This window comes from Okeania sp. SIO2B3 (genome assembly GCF_010672525.1).
Classification (GTDB): domain Bacteria; phylum Cyanobacteriota; class Cyanobacteriia; order Cyanobacteriales; family Microcoleaceae; genus Okeania.
Window position 1 is genome coordinate 13,752 of record NZ_JAAHGH010000037.1, and the last position, 19,222, is coordinate 32,973.

The window sequence follows — 19,222 nt, forward strand, 5'->3', positions numbered from 1 at the left end:
TTCAGACTGAGTATACACCTAAATATATACTTGAGAATATTCTTGGGAAAAAAATTTAACAAAAAATAGCGAGAAGTCCCGCGTTCTCTTGCAAGGGAACGTCGTATGGGAAAGCGACCATGTTATAATATATAAGAACACAGGGGGAGGGCATCACCTCTGTATAAACTGCAACTCCGCGTGCGGGTTGAAGAATCCCGCGTTGTCGCGCCATGCGCAATGTCGGGAGTATGTCAATAATTGTCGCCCTGATTCTATTGCTGTTAACATTATAATTGTTAAAAAGCATTTCGGTCTGGAATGCTCCGCTTTCAGTTGATCGGCCTTTAGAAGTCAGCACGAGCGCGTTTGCGGAGTATTCCGGTACGGAAAGGGGATACGCGACCCCTCCTAAAATTAAATGACAAGCTAGTGCTGCTACGCGGAAGTCAAAAGTCAAAATTTAAAAGTCAATCATTTTTGATTGGTAAGGCTTTTAGGATTTTGTAACTGGTTAGTTATTTCTGCTATCCTGCACTAGAAGTCGAGGATTTAAACCCAAGCTTTTAGCACGCTGAAAGCTGTTTGCGGAGCATTCCGGTACGGAAAATGCTGATAGCTAGTTAAATTGAACCTATAGTAAGGAATCATAAATATGAGATTACCGAAACAAACACCTCCAGTGAAAAGACCCGATCTGATTTCTCCCAGTCTAGCAGTAGATGTGGTTCATGGTCGCGGTGAAGATCTAGTAAGAATTCGTATGGACTTGATGCATGGGGCTAATTATAACGATCCAGCTCCCTATAATTATCCGACTTATAATCAGATCAAGTTCTCTGGTTGGGGCTAATAACTGTTGCTCATAATCTGGTATAATCGTGTGATAATCTCTAATTATCTGTGTTATGATACTATGATTTAAGACTGAGTTGCATCCCACAAATCAGCGGTTTCTAAGAACGGTCGTTGAGAGTCATTTGCACCTGTATAGTTGGGCGATCGCTAATCTTGAAAAAATTTATAATAGACCTCTTGCAAAAGTGTTAATTAAATTAATTCAAGATCTCAAATAAACAATTTCATTCCCCTATTCCCTATTCCCTGACTTCTGCAAGAAGTTTAATGTTGTTAAATAATAAGGATAATTATGTCAGAGCAAACATCTCAAGCTTCTCAAAATTTAAGTGACAGCGAAAAACAAGATATATCTGAGCAAGAACAAAAATCTATGATGCTGGCAACTGGTTTGGAAGACTACGCACGTTGGAAAATTATGTTCAAAGACCATAAGAGGGAAGACAGTCCATCTTTCCGTCGCGGACGCATTTGGGCTTGATATTGAACCCAGTAGCATTGGTATATAGCAGAAGGAAGAAGGAAGAAGGAAGAAAGAAAAATCTTCCTTTGTCTGAGTTTTCAGCTTTCGATCTGTCCGCACCTTTTGCTTCGACTGCTATAATTCAGTATTGAAATTAAAAAATAACAGTCAAAATTGTAGGGGCAAATGGCAGTTTGCCTCTACTTACGGTAGAAATGATATTGCTCACCAAGCAAACGGATTTGATATTAAGAAATTAAAACTAAAAAATCTTGATACTATACTATTTCCTCGCTTTTCTCGTTGATAAATAGACATCTCCAGAAATTAAATATTACTATCTTCTTTCCAGTTAATAAATTTGAACTTCCAAATTTACCCATTCTTCCCTCTTACTTCTTCCCTCTTACTTCTTCCTACTTCCCTCTTCCTTCTTAGACCAAATTCAAAAAAGGTAGTTACATCTTAATTTGTGATTTATTCCTAAAAGAAAAAATTATAAATTCCATAAATTCTAAAATTTTCACCTTTTTTCCTCTTTAATATTTATGTTTTTCTTTCCCTGTTGCCTGTTGCCTGTTGCCTGTTGCCTGTGTCGTCACGCTTTGCAATATTTTATGAAATTGGTATTACTTCTTCCTTCTTCAATAAATCAAAAAATATGACAGATATTCGGAATTTATTAAACCAATTAGCTGCCCAAGAAGCACAGTTAAATAATATTCAATTTCTAGCACCTTGTGTGGGAGGTGGGCGAGTCAAAACAAGAGTAGCAGGAATGGTTTATACCTTTCAAACTAAACCCAAAAAATTTGAAGGTTGGGGAATTTTTCAACCAATTAATGACAAAATAGCAAAATTTGTAGAAGAGCCAAGCTTACCTCAATTAGAGGAATATTTCCAACTTTTAAAACCTCTGAGATTATTTCTTGCCTGTCAATTAAAAGGGCAAAAATGGCTAGCATATCCAACTAATGAATCTGATGCTAAACAACGTTTTGGTTTTGCTAAACCTATAGTAGTTCATCTAGTAACAGAAGGAGCTATGTTTGAGTCAATAATTGCTAGATTTGATGGTAGTTCTTGGTGGTTTGAAGATATCGATCGCCGTGCCGATCCTTTTGTTGCGGAACAGTTACGGGAAGCGTTGAAAAATATTACGCCACCCAAAGAGGTTAAGTTTAAGGGGATAACTCCAGAAATGAAAACAGTTTATGACTTAGTAGCACGACAAAAAGAAGAATTTATGAAGCAAATGCAACAACAAAGGGATGAAAAACAACTGCGTGAAGCGTTAGAAATGGGAGGGGGTGAATTGCAGAACTTTCGCGATCGCTCTACTTATTGGCAAGTAGAATGGGTGACAAGGGATGGGGAACACCATACTTCTGCTATTGATAAAAATGATTTAACTGTGGTGAGTGCTGGTATTTGTCTGAGTGGAGGCGATCGACATTTTGACTTGCAGTCTTTAGTGGGTGTTGTTAAAGAAGGAAGAAGGAAGAGGGAAGAAGGAAGAAGGAAGGAAGGAGGAAAGACCGAAAAGTAGGAAGAAGGAAGTAAGAAGGAGGAAAATTATGCTTCTAATTTACGAATAGTAGCTATAATAAGACGTTGTAGTTCATCAACTTCTTGAATGATAGAATTAAATAGTTCTGGTTTAGCTAAATTTACTGCTTTAGCAATAATTAACTGGGTATCTAACTCTCTGAGAGAACCTAGAGCAATTCTGAGAAAACGTATATATTCAACTTTACTTGTTCTGCCATATCCTTCAGCAATATTTGAGGGAACTGAAACACAACTACGACGAATTTGACTCGTTAAACCGTAAAGTTCAGAAGTGGGAAAATGTTGAGTTATTTTGTAGCAGTTAATAGCCATTTTAACACCTCTTTTCCATATATATTGTTCTCGATGACTACCCATAATTTAAATACCTTTAAGAAGGAAGAAGGAAGAAGTAAGAAGTAAGAAGTAAGAAGGAAAAAGTAGATAGGGGTAGTCTCCAAAAAGCTACTCCAAGTCTATAAACTCCAAGCAATCTTTACCCCTTCTTACTTTTTCCTGATAAATTATATCCCTTCTTTCTTCCAATTGATAACTTTTAATTTCCAACTTTAGTCCTTCCTACTTCTTCTTTCCTTCCTTCTTACTTCTTATTTCTAACTTTAGTCCTTCCTACTTCTTCTTTCCTTCCTTCTTACTTCTTATTTCCAACTTTAGTCCTTCTTCCTTCAAAACATTGATAACTTTTAACTTCCAACTTTACCGATTATTACTTCTTCCTAATAAATTATATTCCTTCTTCCTTCGAGTTGATAACTTTTAACTTCCAACTTTAGTCATTCTTACTTCTTCTTTCCTTCTTTCTTACTTCTTACTTCCAACTTTAGTCCTTCTTCCTTCTTCCTTCTTCCTTCTTCCTTCTTCCCTCTTCCTTCTTCCTTCAAAACTATGTTTTTTCACGAACAACTTTACCGCAGTTCAGAAGTTATGACAAAGCTAAAGAATTTGTCAATAACTATTTGTGGTGCAGGTGCTTTAGGAGCAAATATTACTGAAAATTTAGCTCGTTCTGGGTTTAGTAAATTACGGGTTATAGATTGCGATCGCATTGAGGAGCGTAACCTATCTACTCAACCTTATTATCGTTCTGATGTAGGAGCTTTTAAGGTTAAAATTTTGACTAATAGTCTCTATCGTGCTTTAGGAGTAAAAATTGATGTTCAAACTCAAAAATTAACTGGAGAAAATGTGGGCAAACTATTAGGAAAAAGTGAGTTAGTGATTGACACTTTTGATAATAGTATTAGTCGGAGTGCTGTGAAAAATTATTGTGCTGATGCTAATATTTCTTGTCTTCATGTAGGGTTAGCTTCTGAATATTCAGAGATAATTTGGAATGAAAATTATCGAGTACCTTCTCCTGTAAATGATGATATTTGTGATTATCCATTAGCGAGAAATTTAGTAATGTTAACTGTTGCTGTTGCTTGTGAAGTTGTGGTGAATTTTGCAGCGACAAAACAGCAGGATAATTTTACTGTGACTTTAGGAGATTTTGCTGTTAGGTCTATAGATTTTTAGAGGGGGAAAGAAAGAATTTCAATACTTAGTAGAGTGGGTTAGGCAAGAACAATTCTAAAAAATTACACAATTTTATAATTATCTTCTGTAACCCACTGAATATAACGAATATATTCAATTTCAAAAATATATTCTGCTTGATTATTTGACGTTCATCTTTTTAGTATTCCAGAGATAAAATTGGTTATTTAATCAGACATAAAGCTTGGCAATGAAGTTAACTAAACTATTACCATTTATATTATAAATTTTCCTATTCCTGATTTTGATAATCATCATCTTTTTCTTGACTAGCCATTATTTCCAGATACTTAATTTGTTTTAATCCTTGCTGAAAAGATTCATAATCTTCTATGACTTTTATTATATCAGTGCCAAGTTGATGAACGGAGCGTAAATTATCAATTATTTTCATAGCTCCTTCGTTATCAACACTATTATCATCATCTAATAAAACAGCTTCTAATTCCTCAAACAAAATTATTGCCTGCTCGCGTCTTGCTGCTGTAGGATGATCTTGGAGGAAAGAGTCTATAAGGCGTTCTTTTTTTTGTGAAATATGCTCTTGAGTTAGCTTTTTTTCAGCTTGTCGCTTCCTTTTATTTAACTCAGAAAATAATATCTTAAAGTTTTTTTCAAAATTTGTAACATCTTCCTCTTTAAAATATTCTTTATAACTTTTAAGAGACTCAACTACATTTCTGGCAAATCCTACTTTGTCAATATGAAAACCCTCCTCAGATAACTCTTTAAAATAAGCTTTAATAGCTTTGAAGATAGTTTTGTTATCTGGTATTTTTTCCAAGATAGCTGATTCTGTTATAGACTCAACAATACTATTTTCCACTTGACAAATATCTTTCGCATAATCTTGAGCAGCTTTTACACAAATAGATAAAGGAATAAGATCCTCTATTTCAGTTGGTCTTAATCCTTCTGGCAAAGTTAAACCCGAATCTTTTTTTAAATCTCCTATCTGAAGAATAAAGCTTTCCTTGAGCAATTCTTTTCTGTTTGCTCCCCCTCTTTTTAGAGCTTTCTTTGCATTATTACCTGCTTCATCACTATCTAACAAAACAATCACTGCAGGTTGTTCTTTATCTCTCCCACGAGCTAGATAAACCATGTAGGGAATATGTGAAGCTGAACCTGTTGGAACAATAGTAATTTGATTCAAATCAAGAGTTTCTATTTCCTTTGATGCTCCCTTCCGAAATAGATGAGTTGAAGCTCCTGCAATTAGAATTTGATCGGCAACTCCTTCAACCATTAAATTGCAGTTTCCAATAAAAGTTGTTTCACCTAAAAAAGCACCAAAAGCAGACCTTAGTGGTTCATAATGATTTCTAGCTACATCTTTAACTACTCTTGTTCCTTCTTCTTTTTTTCCTTTATCTAAAACTCTAATTCTTTCAGCATGGTTTCTATCAATTAAAAATGGAGAATGAGTCACATAGATAACTTGAATAGGCTTTCCTTTATCGGGGTTGGAAAACTTTTCAAATATTTTGAGAAGGTCTTGTTGAGCTTGGCTAGATAGATAAGCATCTGGTTCATCCATCAAGAGAATTTCATCTTTTTCGGGGTGGGGTTTATGAGCGCGATATTGAATGTAATAACTTAAAAAATACTTAAGTCCATTGCTTCTTTCCTCAAAAGAATATTCAGTACCAGTCCGGTCGCGAATTGTAAATACTAAATCATGTTCTCGTGCTGATACCAGCAAGCCAAAATCCTTATCCTGTGTCCACCACTTTTGTAAATTGAGGCTATCAGATAGATGAGTATTAATTTGGGCTATCATACTATTAGCATGACCTTCTTTTCCTTCTGCTAAGGAATCTGCCAGAGTAAGCAATACTTCTGGATCGATATTAGCAATTTTACAGATTAAGTCAAAAACAAGATCGTATTCTTTTTTTTGCGACTCTAAAAGGTTATAGTTTTCTAAACTATTGAAAATCGTAATTAATGATTCAATATTATTTTTTACTTCTTTATCTTGCCTAGAAACTATTGAATTTTTTGTTGATATATAAGCATCAGATTTGTCAAAAATATTATCAACAATTTCACGAACTTTAGCCCGACCTTGACGTGCTATTAATTCATATTTTGTACTCTTAATTTCTTGGTTTTTGATTCTCTTGACCAGTTGTTTAATGGGAATACTTCCAGGAACAGCAACTCTTGCTTCTAACTCAAATACATTAGGCAATTGTTTTGAAACTTTTGCTATATTTTCTTGATCGGTAATTTCATATTTTTTGTAATTATCTGTTTCCTGCTGTATATAAACACAAAGATTTTTTCCATCTGTTCGGAAGAGAAAGAAACGATCAAATTCAGTATTTTCCGGAATTGAACAAACAAGGCAAATTTCTTCCCGCTCTTGCTTAGTTAAATTTGAGAACTCAAAGCCAAAATCAGGCAATCTTAGCTCATTTTGTCTAACCGTAAAAAACTTTGAGTAACGACAGAAGTCTTGATATGTAATTCCTTCACCATAAATTCCCTTTTTAATCGCGCTCAATAAATGAGACTTTCCAGACTCGTTTGCCCCTACTACTGTAGTTACTTTGGAATCAATTGGAATTTGTACATACGGATACCACATCTTATCAATCATTTCCCAAGGTCTTTGTACAGCATTTCGATGATGCTTTCTTAGGTAATCATAATTAAAAGACTTGTAAAAACGAATGTATAAAGTTTTGAGAATCATTCAGTAAGTTATAAATTTTAGGCTGTGAACATTAACTATTCTAGTCTAAAATTAAACAATCATACAAACTCAGCACCATAGGTTCCATAGTCAGAGTGCGAACTTAATTATCTGGTTATAAAGGCGGGTTTTGGTTTTACTTAAAATGTAGCCAAGCGGACATTAAATCAAGTAAGGGCGAATGCCATTCGCCCCTACATATGGTGTTTTAAAGGTGAATTTGCGTAAGTCCTGTAACTTTTCCCTTCAGTCTTCCTTCAGCAAAAAAAACACCTAAGCTGCAACCGCTTCTTCATAAGGAACAAAAGATTTCTTCTGCGCTCCACAAATAGGACAAGACCAATCTTCAGGAATATCTTCAAATGCTGTACCAGGAGCAATACCAGAGTCAGGGTCGCCAACAACTGGATCGTAAATCATCGAACACACGCGACAGATCCATTTACGGGTTGCAGCTTCCTTCCCAGCAGCTTTTTGTTTCGGTGCAACACCATTCAAACCTTCGAGAGCTTCTGTATATTGATCCGCGTGGTGATGCTCAATGCTAGTCAATAAACCAAACTTATGAGTTGCTTGGCGAAACATGGAAGCGTGTTCGCGAGACTCTTCCTCTTGCTCCTTAAATTCTGCTGCTGCTGCACTATCGCGGTCTACCCGTGCTTGCTCGGCAAATTCTGGGTACATGGTTGTATATTCGTAGGTCTCTCCTTCAATTGCTAATTCTAGACAACGAGAGGCGATCGCTTTTTTCTGCTCTTCAGTCAAAGTAGATGGGTCGTCTACCACTAACTCTGGGTGAAGTAGACGAAAGTGGGAAAAGGCGTGTTGAGTTTCTTGGTTAGCTGTTTCCCGGAAAAGTTTGGCTAAATCTTCCATGCCCAATTTTTTGGTTACTTCGGCAAAGAAGAGATATTTACGGTTAGCCATTGATTCTCCTCCAAAGGCATCAGACAAGTTTTTGGCGGTGTTAGAGTTGGACAAGTCCATGGTGTTCTCCTGAATTATTTCTTTTACTCTGTTATATCTAAGAATAATTCTGATTTAAGAAAATGTCAAGGATAATATTAAATTTAATTTAACAACCAATATTTGTTGAGATGTGTTATAATCTGAAGCTGGTATAAAATGTATATAATAAGCTTAAGTTAATGAACAGTAACTATACTGCAACAAATATTAAGAAAGAAATGCAATCTAAAGGACTGAGAATTACTCCTCAGCGGTTTGCGGTTTATGCTAATCTTTTATCTCGTTCAGACCATCCCACAGTTGAGGAGATATTGAGTGAAGTCAACCGTGAGTTACCAATTTCTTCCAAGGCAACTATTTATAGCGCCCTAACTGTGTTACGAGAAGTAGGGTTAGTTAAAGAAGTATTGCTGGAAGAGGGAGTAACTCGTTATGATGCTAACGTTAAACCTCATCATCATTTTTGCTGTCAAAAGTGTGGCGCGATCGTTGACTTAGACTGGGAAATTTTTAGTAATTTACAAGTAGATCGCTTACCACCAGGAATTTATCCTGAAAGTTATGAGGTTATTGTTAAGGGTACATGCAGTCGTGAAAGTTGTAATAAAGTATAGGTATTGAAGAAGGAAGAAGGAAGAAGAAAGAAGGAAGAAGGAAGAAAGAATAAGAGAAAAATAGTGCGAGCATCTTGCTCGCGAATATTTTAGTATCGCTAAAAAAGAAGAAAGAAGTAAGAAGGAAGAAGTAAGAAAGAAGGGATACTAAAAAGTTGCCACGACCCTCGAATGATACCCAACCAATTCTGGGCACTGCGGGTGACATTGGGGTATTAAACCCATCAGGGAAAAGATAAATTTGATAGTGCGAGCATCTTGCTCGCGAATATTTTAGTATCACTAAGAAATAAGAAGGAAGAAGGAAGGAAGAAAAAATCGATGGGAGACTCAAACTCCAACCAATTTTTCCTTCTGCTCTCTGCCTTCGTTTATGATATTCTTTTTGTTAATTACTATTGCCAACTACAGGATTACCCTATGAAAATCAAAAGCTTCAACCACGTTGCAATTATTTGCTCTGATTATGAAAAATCAAAACATTTTTATGTGAACATTTTAGGGTTTGAAATTATTCAAGAAACTTGGAGAAAACCACGCAATTCTTATAAATTAGATTTACTTGTAGGAAGTGGCGATCGCATAGAGTTATTTTCATTTCCCAACCCTCCAAAAAGATTAACTCGTCCAGAAGCTTGTGGTTTGAGACATTTAGCTTTAGAAGTAGATAATATTGATGAATCTGTCGATTATTTGAAGTCTCACAATATAGAAGTAGAAGATATTAGAATTGATGAAATAACTGGCAAACGTTTTACTTTCTTTCCCGATCCAGATGGGTTGCCTCTGGAAATTTATGAAAGTTGAAGAAGGCAATTAACAATTAATAATTAACAATTAATAATTAATAATTACCTCTTCTTTTCAAGGAGAGATAATTATTAATTGTTTAGCAAAAAATAAGGTCTAAAGCCTTCCTTTTCAAGGGGAAAAAAGCGGTTGAGGGATGGCGAGGTCCCCTCGCCATATCCAATCAACCAAGAGAAGAAATAATATTTCCTTATATTCAATCAACAGCGGTTTTAACCAGAGGTAATTATCCATTATCAATTAATGAATTCCCCTCCTGGGAGGGGTTAGGGGTGGGTTATCTCCCTGTACGGACGTTGCATACAACGTCCCTAGCTACTCAAGAAGGGGTTTGAGTACCTATCCACTTTTTCCTTCTTCCTTCTTCCTTCTTCCTTCTTCCTTCAAATAAATGCTAGGATTATTTATAAAACAATTAATTTAGAATTTAATGGAACAAGAAATCTATAAGCAAGCAGTAGCAAAATCTCGTGCTAAAGACTATCAGGCAGCAATTCAATATTTTAGTCGAGTTATAGAAATTAATCCTAATTTTGCTGAAGCTTTTTATGGCCGAGGTTTAGCAAAGTTTGATTTAGGAAATAACAATGAAGCCATTGCTGATTATACTCAAGCTTTGGCAATTAATCCTAATTATATAGATGCTTATTTAGCTCGTGGTATTGCTAAGTTGGCAGTAAAAGATATTTCGGCAACTATTGTAGATGCGAATCAAATAATTGCTATTAATAATCACTATGCTCCGGCATATAAATTGTTAGGTAATGCTTACCGTAAACAACATAATCAAGCAGATGCAATAGAGAATTTTAAGCGAGGAGCAGAATTGTATTTAGAACAGAAAGATGCAGTTAATTGTCGGAAATGTTTGGATAATATTAAACAAATACAATCTGTATCTACTACTGCTGTAAAAATTGAAAATAATCTCCAAAAAGGAGATAGTAAAACATTTTTAGCTAAGATTTTAAGAAAATTTGAAAAAGGCGATCGCCAGGGAGTAATATCAGATTTAAACTGGGCTTTACAAGTAGATCCAAAAGATTCTCAAGCCTATTGTTGTCGAGGAATTATTCGTCATAAACAAGGGGATAATTTAGGCGCAATATCAGACTTTAATCAAGCCTTGCAATTTAACGACCGAGATATTTTAGCTTATCAAAATCGAGGGATAATTCGCAGTAAAATGGGAGATTTTAAAGGGGCGATCGCTGACTTTGATGCAGCTTTAAAAATTGAACCGAATAATTCACTTATTTATGTAAGTCGGGGAAATACTTATCGGGATATGGGAGCATATCAAGAGGCAATGAAAGATTATGAACAAGCATTAAAAATTAACCCTAATGAAGCCAAAGCTTTTTATCATCGAGGCATTGTTTATTCCCGTTTAGAAGAAATGAAAAAAGCCATAGATGATTATCAGAATGCTGCTAAATTATTCGGGGATGCTGAAGATTGGAATAATTATAAAAAAACCTTAGATAACTTGAAGAAAATTCAGGGAACTGCTCCTAGTCAAAATCAAAATATTAATGAAGATAATCAATATAAACAACTACAACAAAAACTTTTAAAAATGGTTGGTGGGCATTGGGAAATGGCAGAAAGATTAATTGCAAAAGTCCGAGAAAAATATCCTGGAAGAGATAGGATTTGGTATTTGGAAAAAGTTATATCTGATTATCAACAATAGTAAGGGAGTAGGGGAGTAGGGGAGTAGGGGAGTAGGGGAGTGGGGGAGTAATTATAGAATTTGAAACATATACACAGTAGTTACGCAAATTGACTTTTAAACCATCATCTGTAGAGGCGTTAGCGGCAGCTCTGCGGAGCGCAAATGCCATTCGCCCTCAATCCCAACGCTGGAATTAGCTGTATTAAATGCGCAAATTTTTAGGCTAATAGCTGATAGCTAGTTAACCCCTATAAAGCGATCGCTAGAATAACAAAAATTATCTTTTTTAAGAAGAAATTATCAGTAAATTGACTCAAATAACCTCTATCTATAATTTTACTAAAATCTTTAAAATTTTTGTCCTGATAAGTAATAACTAAATAAGTAATAATTAAATAAGTAATATGTTAACAAAAGCTAAAAATTAAACTATAGGAAATTAGATCGTTAAATAACAATATACTTCCTACTGATAGAAAACCAGGGAAACTACCCAAATGTGTTGTTTTGAATAAAAACTTAAAATCTTGGATAGACACAAAAGGACTGCAGATATTGATTCAGTATTTTGGCAACAATGGCAAGAGCATCAAGACTATCTCTACCGTTGCTGTATCAAATGGATGGGAGGCAACCCCACACAAGCAGAAGATGCTCTGAGTATGGCCATGCTCAAGGCTAGGGAAAAAATACAACACTCCACCAAAGCAATTGAGAATTTTAAAGCTTGGTTGGTTAAACTAACTTATAATCTTTGCATGGATCTATTTAATATCATGTCCGGATAAGAGCGTGATCAAAAAACTTTCTCCTTCTTCATTCTTTCTACCCTCCTGTCTCCTGTCTCCTGACTCCTTCGTCGTTTATTTATAACTGTTCAACCGGACATGATATAAGCAGCGTACTCTGTACGATCTAGAGGTTGAAGATGTAGACTCGGTTATTTCTAATGGGGTTTCTCAAGAAGAAAGTCCAATTCTTGCTGCTACATAACAAGAACTAGAAAAATTTTTTTGCCTGGCCATTGACGATCTACCAAAGAGACTACGGGAAACTTTTGTTCTCTATTTTGAGAAACAATACTCTTATCAAGAGATAGCTACAGAGCTGAATATTTCTTACCCTAATGTCCGCAAGCTAATTTCTCAAGCACGAGCTATTTTGCGAAAAAGGTACGAGGAATATCAAAGGCAAGAAGAAGTAGTTATTGTTGAGTCTCACAAAGTAGAAAATTCCCCACCTCAAGAGTTGGAAACAAAAATTGTTGTTCTAGAGAAACCCCAGGAGGCAGTTTTTTCTGAAGAGAAAAGTGAGCCTATTTTAGTCGAGGCAACTTTTGAGGAGGAGTTGCCGGAAATAGAAAATGTTGGGAATGGAGAACAACAGCTCATTACTCTGTCAGTGTTAGTAGAATTATTGAGAGGGACTAAGCAAAAGCCGAAAGTTAAAAAACAACGCAAACTTCAACAATTAATAATGAATAATGAATAATGAATAATTACCTCTCCTTGAAAGCGGATAGGATTGACTAATAATGAAAATTTTTCTTTATTATCCCCGATCAAGGGGAGGCTTTAAACCACAATTTTTCGGTAACCGACTAAGTAGATACATAAATATAGTGCCTACCTTGGACAACAACAAGGTAGAAGTCATTTCAGCGATCAATTTAACCAATAAATTTTCCCAAGGAATAAAATGAACAATACTACTAAAACTTCCACTCTAGTTTTTATCGATGCCGGAGTTGACAACTATCAACAATTATTTGATGGTGTAGTTGCGGAAGCTCAACCTTTTATTCTGAATACTGCCACTGACGGTATCCAACAAATAGACCAAATATTACAACAATATCCAGGACAAAAAACTGTTCATATTATTTCTCACGGTGCCCCTGGATGTTTGTACCTGGGAAATACTCAATTGAGTTTAGATACCCTTAAACAATATGCACCTCAACTGCAACAGTGGGATATTGATAACCTGCTGCTTTATGGTTGTCATGTTGCTGCTGGGGATGCGGGAGAAGAGTTTGTCAGTAAATTGCAGGGTTTTACAAGAGCCAATATTGCAGCTTCTGAGACTTTGACAGGAAATGCAACTAAAGGTGGTAACTGGGAGTTAGAGGTAAATATAGGTAAAGCCAACCTAACCACAGCACTACAAACAGAAGTAATGGGAACTTATAGTGGTGTCCTCAACTTGCAACTGGAATTTGCCCAAAATATCGGTGGTAACAGTAATGACCAGGGCTTAGGCATAGCCACCGACAGCGATGGTAATGTCTGGGCTACTGGATCTTTCGAGGGCAGCATCGACATCGACTCTGATGGCAATAATGATTTGACCAGTAATGGCAGTGCTGATAGCTATGTAGCCAAGTTCGACAGTGATGGCAACTTGCTGTTTGCCCAAAATATCGGCGGTAGCATTGTTGACCAGGGCATAGGCATAGCCACGGACAGCGATGGTAATGTCTGGGCTACTGGATTTTTCTCTGGCAGCATCGACATCGACTCTGATGGCACAGATGATTTGACCAGTAATGGAATTCTTGATAGCTATGTAGCCAAATTCGACAGTGATGGCAACTTCCTGTTTGCTCAAAATATCGGCGGTAGCGGTTTTGACGCGGGCTTCGGCATAGCCACCGACAGCGATGGTAATGTCTGGGCTACTGGATCTTTCAATGGCAGCATCGACATCGACTCTGATGGCAATAATGATTTGACCAGTAATGGCAGTGTTGATAGCTATGTAGCTAAATTCGACAGTGATGGCAACTTCCTGTTTGCTCAAAATATCGGTGGTAGCACTGTTGACCAGGGCAATGGCATAGCCATGGACAGCAATGGTAATGTCTGGGCTACTGGATCTTTCGAGGGCAGCATCGACATCGACTCTGATGGCAACAATGATTTGACCAATAATGGCAATGCTGATAGCTATGTAGCCAAATTCGACAGTGATGGCAATTTGCAGTTTGCTCAAAATATCGGCGGTAGCGGTTTTGACGTGGGCTTAGGCATAGCCACGGACAGCAATGGTAATGTCTGGGCTACTGGATTTTTCAATGGCAGCATCGACATCGACTCTGATGGCACGGATGATTTGACCAGTAATGGCGATTTTGATAGCTATGTAGCCAAATTCGACAGTGATGGCAATTTGCAGTTTGCTCAAAATATCGGCGGTAGCGGTTTTGACAGGGGCAATGGCATAGCCACGGACAGCGATGGTAATGTCTGGGCTACTGGATTTTTCAATGGCAGCATCGACATCGACTCTGATGGCAACAATGATTTGACCAGTAATGGCAGTGTTGATAGCTATGTAGCTAAATTCGACAGTGATGGCAACTTCCTGTTTGCTCAAAATATCGGCGGTAGCAGTGGTGACGTGGGCAATGGCATAGCCACGGACAGCAATGGTAATGTCTGGGCTACTGGATCTTTCGAGGGCAGCATCGACATCGACTCTGATGGCAACAATGATTTGACCAGTAATGGCAGTGTTGATAGCTATGTAGTTAAGTTTACTGATAATGCCTCTCCTACAGACATCAGCCTTGACAACAACACTATTGACGAAAACGTAGCAGCTAACAGCGTAGTTGGTACACTTACTACCACCGATCCTGACTCTGGAGATACCTTTACTTATGATTTAGTCTCAGGAGATGGAGATACAGATAACACAGCCTTCACCATTGGCGGTACAAACAACGACCAACTGCTAGTCAATAGTTCCCCAGACTATGAAACTCAGTCTAGTTACAATATCCGAGTTCAGACCACTGATACAGCAGGAAATACTTATCAAGAGCAGTTGACAATTAATGTTAACGACATTAATGAAACTCCCACATTGGAAGGAACTCCTGGCGGGGATATATTTCGAGGCACCAACATTGCAGAAAATTACTCAGCATTAGCAGGGAATGACATAGTATACGGCCAAGGAGGAAATGATCACATTGAGGGAAATGAAGGTAATGACATTATTTATGGTGGTAACAATGATGACACCTTAGATGGAGGTGTAGGCAACGACATACTCAATGGAGACAGTGGCAACGACCTACTCCTGGGTGACAATGGTAACGACATCCTCAACGGTGGTGCAGGAGATGATACTTTGAATGGAGGTCTTGGCAACGACAGGTATAATGGCGGTGCAGGAATAGATACATTCATCATCGGTCCAGGAATGGGTATAGACCTGATTCAACGGTTTGAGAATGGCACGGATATTATTCAATTAGAAGGTATAGGTTTTGATGACTTAGATATTGTCAGGAGCGGCAGTACCACTTTGATTAAGGTTGCTGCGACTGGGGAAGCTTTAGCTAGGTTGTCGGGTATTAATTTTGGCTTAGTTGGTGCTGATGATTTTAGTGTACCTGTTCCTGCTCCTTAACCGGAACCGACTCCTGACTGAAATTACTAGTAATATTATTACCTACATTCCGCACGACAAAATGTAGTATATAAAGAACGGAAACTTGAGTAATATCATGTTCGGTTGAATACTTATAATATCTGTGGACCGAAGGCAGGAGGCAGAGGGCAGAAGCGGTGCGACCCCGCGGGGCGCGTCAGACGCAAGCGGTCGGACCCCGCGACGACGCCAGCTCGCTTGCGGAACGCCGACCAAGAGAGGGAATGCGCACTCCTGTGAGGCAGAAGGGAAAGAGCAAGGTTAGAAGGCAGAAGGTTTTTTATAACTGATTATCCGAACATGATATAAGTATTTAGACTTACAGCAGTTTTCATTTGGGTAAACCACAGTAAGGACGTTCCCATGGGAACGTCCCTACAAGGTTTTGCTTGTGAAGATGTAGTCCATCAATTTGAAAAGCGCTGTATAGTATGAGGCAGGAGGCGATGTAGCTGCCGCACTTGCTCCGCCAACGCAAATCATTCGTATAGGAAAATCTGCTAGATAGTTATACAACAGATTGTATCTTGGTGAGGCACAACCATCGCGGGCAAGATGCCCGCACTACAAGCATTTCCCCATTAACATCAGCTTGTCAGGGCAAATGGCATTCGTCCCTACTTTAGTTTAAATCCCCTTCTAAACGTTATAATGCTGAGTGCTGAGTGCTGAAATGCTGACCGCTTTTTTAAAGCTAGCCAATTTCCACAGTCATACTAATAACTGTTTCCACAGTTTTACCCGGTTCAGCAATTAATAAACTTTCCCCAGTATTCATAGCATTCCGAGGTGCAGTCCAAGGTTCTAAACAATAAAAATCTTTACCTTTTACAGTCCAAAAAACTAGAGTAGAGTAATTACTATCGTAGTTAATAGTTAACTTTAAATTACGACTTTTATCAGTAACTACCGCTGATTGTTTCGACAAATTTACAAAAGCCCAATCAATTTCTTCGGCATTAAAATCAAACTCTCCAGAAAAAGTATTAACAGTTTGTTCGCCCTTAAGTTTATACTCATTTGAAGGTAAATCAAACTCTAATTGACTCTTATCAGTCACAGCAAAATAAGGATGAATTCCTGTAGCAAATGGCATAGGTTTCTGAGACAAATTCGTGTGAGAATATCGCATCTCTAGAGTATTACCCCGCAATATATAGGTATAATTCAACTCAAAATTAAATGGATATACTGCGCGAGTTTCATCACTGCTGCGAAGAGTCACAGTAATACTTGCGCCATTTTCAGTAGACTGTTGTGTAACTTCCCAAGGGAGGGTACGAGCAAAACCATGTTGCTTGATTTTGTAGCTTTCTCCATCTAACGTATAGGTATCGTCAACCACGTTGCCACAAATAGGAAACAATAGAGGAATACCACCGCGCACCGAAAGAGTGGGGTCAGCAAAACGTTCCTTATCAAGGTAAAATATTTTTTGGTCTTGAGTACGCCAGTCAGTAATGATGCCACCTCGTTCGGGAACAACAACTACCATAGACTGAGTAGTTTCATCAGAAAGGATATAGGGTTGATTTTGTCCAATATTAGCAGGCATAGATAATTTACCTATAAACAACTGCCATTAAAATCTCATAAAATAGTCTGAAAAACTATTCATTTTGGACATAATGTGGAATTTAAAGTCAAAAGTCAAAAGTTAAAAGTTAAAAGTGATATTCTATATCAAATACGCTTAATTCGGTATCAAAAAATGTTCCATCTCCTCATCTCCCCATTCACTAAAGTCAAAAGTCAAAAGTCAAAAGTTAAAAGTTAGAAGTTAAAAGTTAGAAGTGATATTCTATATCAAATCTGTTTAATTCGGCACGTAAAAAATGTTCCATCTTCAACCATTACCAAATATTTCCCCATCTCCCCATCTCCCCATCTCCCCATCTCCCCATCTCCCCATCTCCCCATCTCCCCATCTCCCCATCTCCCCATCTCCCCATCTCCCCATCTCCTCACCGATAAACTGGTAAAGTAAACTTAAAACAACTACCATTATTTGGACTAGACTCTACCCAAATTTTGCCATAGTGGGATAAAATAATCCTCTGACATAGAGCTAGACCAATACCATAACCTTCTTTTGACTCATCACGCTTGAGCCTAAAACTATCTTCAAAAATACGACCGTGATTTTCTTTAGGAATACCAGGACCACTATCACAAATTGTCACTTGAATCTTTTGAGTAGTGCGATCGAGGATTAACACCTGTATTTTTCCTTGTTTAGGAGTATACTTAATGGCATTATCCAACACATTAACTATTACCTGACGTATTCTTTCTCGGTCAGCATAAACTAATGGTAAATCATGAGGAATATCCGTTTTCAACTGCAAATCTTTTGACTTAAGTCGGTCTCGAAAACTAATTATCACCTCGCGACACAATGCCCCCAAATCTAATTTTTCAGGCTGAATTTGTAACTGCGTACTTTTGCCTCTTGGCCTCTCCAGAATATCTGTAATCATTCTGTCGATCGCGCGAACTTGGTAACGTGCCTGCTTAATTAACCTTTCCATAAGAGTTGGAGAACTTCTGGGAAATTCACTATTAGCAGTTTTTTGAGTTGATTCTAAAGTCTCTAGAGCCAATGACACTGCTGTCAAAGGGTTGCGTAAGTCGTGAGCCAACATGGCCACAATACGGTCTTTAAATCTTAGTTGAGCTTGAAGTAGTTCCTTTTCCTGTTTGAGACGAAAAATCTCATCTGACATTTGCATTAATTCTGCTGCACAGTCGATGGAACTAACAGATAATTTTTGATCTGGGACCTGTTTAGACTGAGCTTGAGAGTTATGAGTGTGCCAATATTCGGCGATGGAACGTTGCCAGCGTGGCCACCAATATTCCAATTTGGCAATTAAATCTGTACCAGTTAAGGTTTGTCTCGGTTCAGGATAAATTTTGAGTAGGGCAGGAGTAGCAATTAACTTGAAGTGCTCTGCCATATAGGGTTTTTCTTCTACGTCAATGACTTGAAATTCAAAAGGATAATCATAATCTTTTTTTAAATTGTTGAGAGACTTACGAATGGCTTGAATTTGCTCTTGAGAGCCAGGACGTTTATTGATAAACAATAAAATCTGTAAAAATCCCTGCTCATTATTATTATTAGATTTTTCTGAAGACACCTGTACAAAATCTCTAGGTAAGTGGGATAGGCTATTAGCATCTGTTTTGCAAATAGAATAATTTACCATTTAGTAGTAATCCATATTGAATATTCCCGCCTACCTAGATACTTGGCCCGATCATGTAAGCGGGGCGGGGTTTACCACTTACGATTAAAAAACTAATTGGATGAATTTTATATTTTTCTATTAATGGCCTATAAAAGAAAATTAGTTTCTGAGATAATTTAATATCTATTTTATATTGTGACACTAATACTTTAAATTCGCCTTCTAGAGTATATTGAGATTATCTAATGCTTACTTGACATAATTGATATTTTATAGTATATAAGCACAGATAAATCTTACCAGTGGTTATAATGACTCAAGTGAGGGAGAATTTTCTGGTAAGTGGTATACTGCAAGCTTAAATTTTATGGTAATTGTGGGTTTGCTGAGGATACTCTG

16 protein-coding genes and 1 pseudogene are annotated in these 19,222 nt (G+C 37.3%); 11 read left to right on the forward strand and 6 right to left on the reverse strand.

Features of this window, described 5'->3' with window-relative positions; translation table 11 throughout:
• Positions 1–634: 634 nt before the first annotated feature.
• The 4 genes from F6K15_RS21510 to F6K15_RS21525 all read left to right on the forward strand — a co-directional run bounded on the left by F6K15_RS21510 (position 635) and on the right by F6K15_RS21525 (position 2,849).
• Positions 635–832, forward strand: coding sequence for a cyanobactin biosynthesis system PatB/AcyB/McaB family protein (locus F6K15_RS21510; RefSeq protein WP_293064103.1), 198 nt, complete (start codon positions 635–637; stop codon positions 830–832).
• A gap of 297 nt (positions 833–1,129) precedes the next feature.
• Positions 1,130–1,318 carry a cyanobactin biosynthesis PatC/TenC/TruC family protein gene (locus F6K15_RS21515; protein ID WP_293064106.1) on the forward strand — a complete coding sequence of 63 codons (189 nt, stop codon included), beginning with the start codon at positions 1,130–1,132 and terminating at the stop codon, positions 1,316–1,318.
• 2 nt (positions 1,319–1,320) lie between these two features.
• Positions 1,321–1,452 (forward strand): hypothetical protein, encoded by a 132-nt coding sequence (locus F6K15_RS21520; protein WP_293064108.1) that lies wholly within the window; start codon positions 1,321–1,323, stop codon positions 1,450–1,452.
• A 509-nt stretch (positions 1,453–1,961) separates the two neighbouring features.
• Positions 1,962–2,849 carry a hypothetical protein gene (locus F6K15_RS21525; RefSeq protein WP_293064111.1) on the forward strand — a complete coding sequence of 296 codons (888 nt, stop codon included), beginning with the start codon at positions 1,962–1,964 and terminating at the stop codon, positions 2,847–2,849.
• Positions 2,850–2,875: 26 nt separating this feature from the next.
• On the opposite strand, the gene F6K15_RS21530 is transcribed toward F6K15_RS21525, so the two are convergent.
• A complete protein-coding gene (locus tag F6K15_RS21530) occupies positions 2,876–3,229 on the reverse strand; it encodes a four helix bundle protein (RefSeq protein WP_293064114.1) in 354 nt (117 codons plus the stop codon).
• Positions 3,230–3,757: 528 nt separating this feature from the next.
• Between F6K15_RS21530 and F6K15_RS21535 the strand changes: the two genes are divergently transcribed.
• Complete coding sequence (locus F6K15_RS21535; RefSeq protein WP_293064117.1) at positions 3,758–4,390, forward strand: ThiF family adenylyltransferase; 633 nt, start codon at positions 3,758–3,760, stop codon at positions 4,388–4,390.
• A 253-nt stretch (positions 4,391–4,643) separates the two neighbouring features.
• Here F6K15_RS21535 and F6K15_RS21540 read toward each other — a convergent pair whose 3' ends face one another.
• Positions 4,644–7,115 carry an AAA family ATPase gene (locus F6K15_RS21540; RefSeq protein ID WP_293064119.1) on the reverse strand — a complete coding sequence of 824 codons (2,472 nt, stop codon included), beginning with the start codon at positions 7,113–7,115 and terminating at the stop codon, positions 4,644–4,646.
• A 273-nt stretch (positions 7,116–7,388) separates the two neighbouring features.
• The gene (gene rd, locus F6K15_RS38535; protein WP_363268439.1) at positions 7,389–8,102 is read right to left on the reverse strand and encodes a rubredoxin; all 714 of its coding nucleotides are present in this window, start codon (positions 8,100–8,102) and stop codon (positions 7,389–7,391) included.
• Between the two features lie 200 nt (positions 8,103–8,302).
• Here rd and F6K15_RS21555 point away from each other — a divergent pair, with 200 nt between their 5' ends.
• The 6 genes and pseudogenes from F6K15_RS21555 (at position 8,303) to F6K15_RS21580 (ending at position 15,608) form a co-directional block, all read left to right on the forward strand.
• Positions 8,303–8,698, forward strand: coding sequence for a Fur family transcriptional regulator (locus F6K15_RS21555; protein ID WP_293064122.1), 396 nt, complete (start codon positions 8,303–8,305; stop codon positions 8,696–8,698).
• A gap of 420 nt (positions 8,699–9,118) precedes the next feature.
• Positions 9,119–9,505, forward strand: coding sequence for a VOC family protein (locus F6K15_RS21560; protein ID WP_293064125.1), 387 nt, complete (start codon positions 9,119–9,121; stop codon positions 9,503–9,505).
• Between the two features lie 433 nt (positions 9,506–9,938).
• Complete coding sequence (locus tag F6K15_RS21565) at positions 9,939–11,204, forward strand: tetratricopeptide repeat protein (RefSeq protein ID WP_293064128.1); 1,266 nt, start codon at positions 9,939–9,941, stop codon at positions 11,202–11,204.
• Between the two features lie 509 nt (positions 11,205–11,713).
• Positions 11,714–11,974, forward strand: coding sequence for an RNA polymerase sigma factor (locus F6K15_RS21570; RefSeq protein ID WP_293064131.1), 261 nt, complete (start codon positions 11,714–11,716; stop codon positions 11,972–11,974).
• Between the two features lie 220 nt (positions 11,975–12,194).
• Positions 12,195–12,677, forward strand: a pseudogene (locus F6K15_RS21575) (RNA polymerase sigma factor); the annotation flags it as partial.
• 207 nt (positions 12,678–12,884) lie between these two features.
• Positions 12,885–15,608 carry a DUF4347 domain-containing protein gene (locus tag F6K15_RS21580; RefSeq protein WP_293064134.1) on the forward strand — a complete coding sequence of 908 codons (2,724 nt, stop codon included), beginning with the start codon at positions 12,885–12,887 and terminating at the stop codon, positions 15,606–15,608.
• A gap of 715 nt (positions 15,609–16,323) precedes the next feature.
• Here F6K15_RS21580 and F6K15_RS21585 read toward each other — a convergent pair.
• The 3 genes from F6K15_RS21585 to F6K15_RS21595 all read right to left on the reverse strand — a co-directional run bounded on the left by F6K15_RS21585 (position 16,324) and on the right by F6K15_RS21595 (position 18,841).
• A complete protein-coding gene (locus F6K15_RS21585) occupies positions 16,324–17,184 on the reverse strand; it encodes an aldose epimerase (RefSeq protein WP_293064136.1) in 861 nt (286 codons plus the stop codon).
• A gap of 291 nt (positions 17,185–17,475) precedes the next feature.
• Positions 17,476–17,634: a hypothetical protein gene (locus tag F6K15_RS21590; RefSeq protein ID WP_293064138.1), complete on the reverse strand. Its 159-nt coding sequence runs from the start codon at positions 17,632–17,634 to the stop codon at positions 17,476–17,478.
• Positions 17,594–18,841 carry a histidine kinase gene (locus F6K15_RS21595; RefSeq protein ID WP_293064139.1) on the reverse strand — a complete coding sequence of 416 codons (1,248 nt, stop codon included), beginning with the start codon at positions 18,839–18,841 and terminating at the stop codon, positions 17,594–17,596. Before F6K15_RS21595 ends, F6K15_RS21590 begins: the two co-directional genes overlap by 41 nt.
• Between the last annotated feature and the right edge of the window lie 381 nt (positions 18,842–19,222).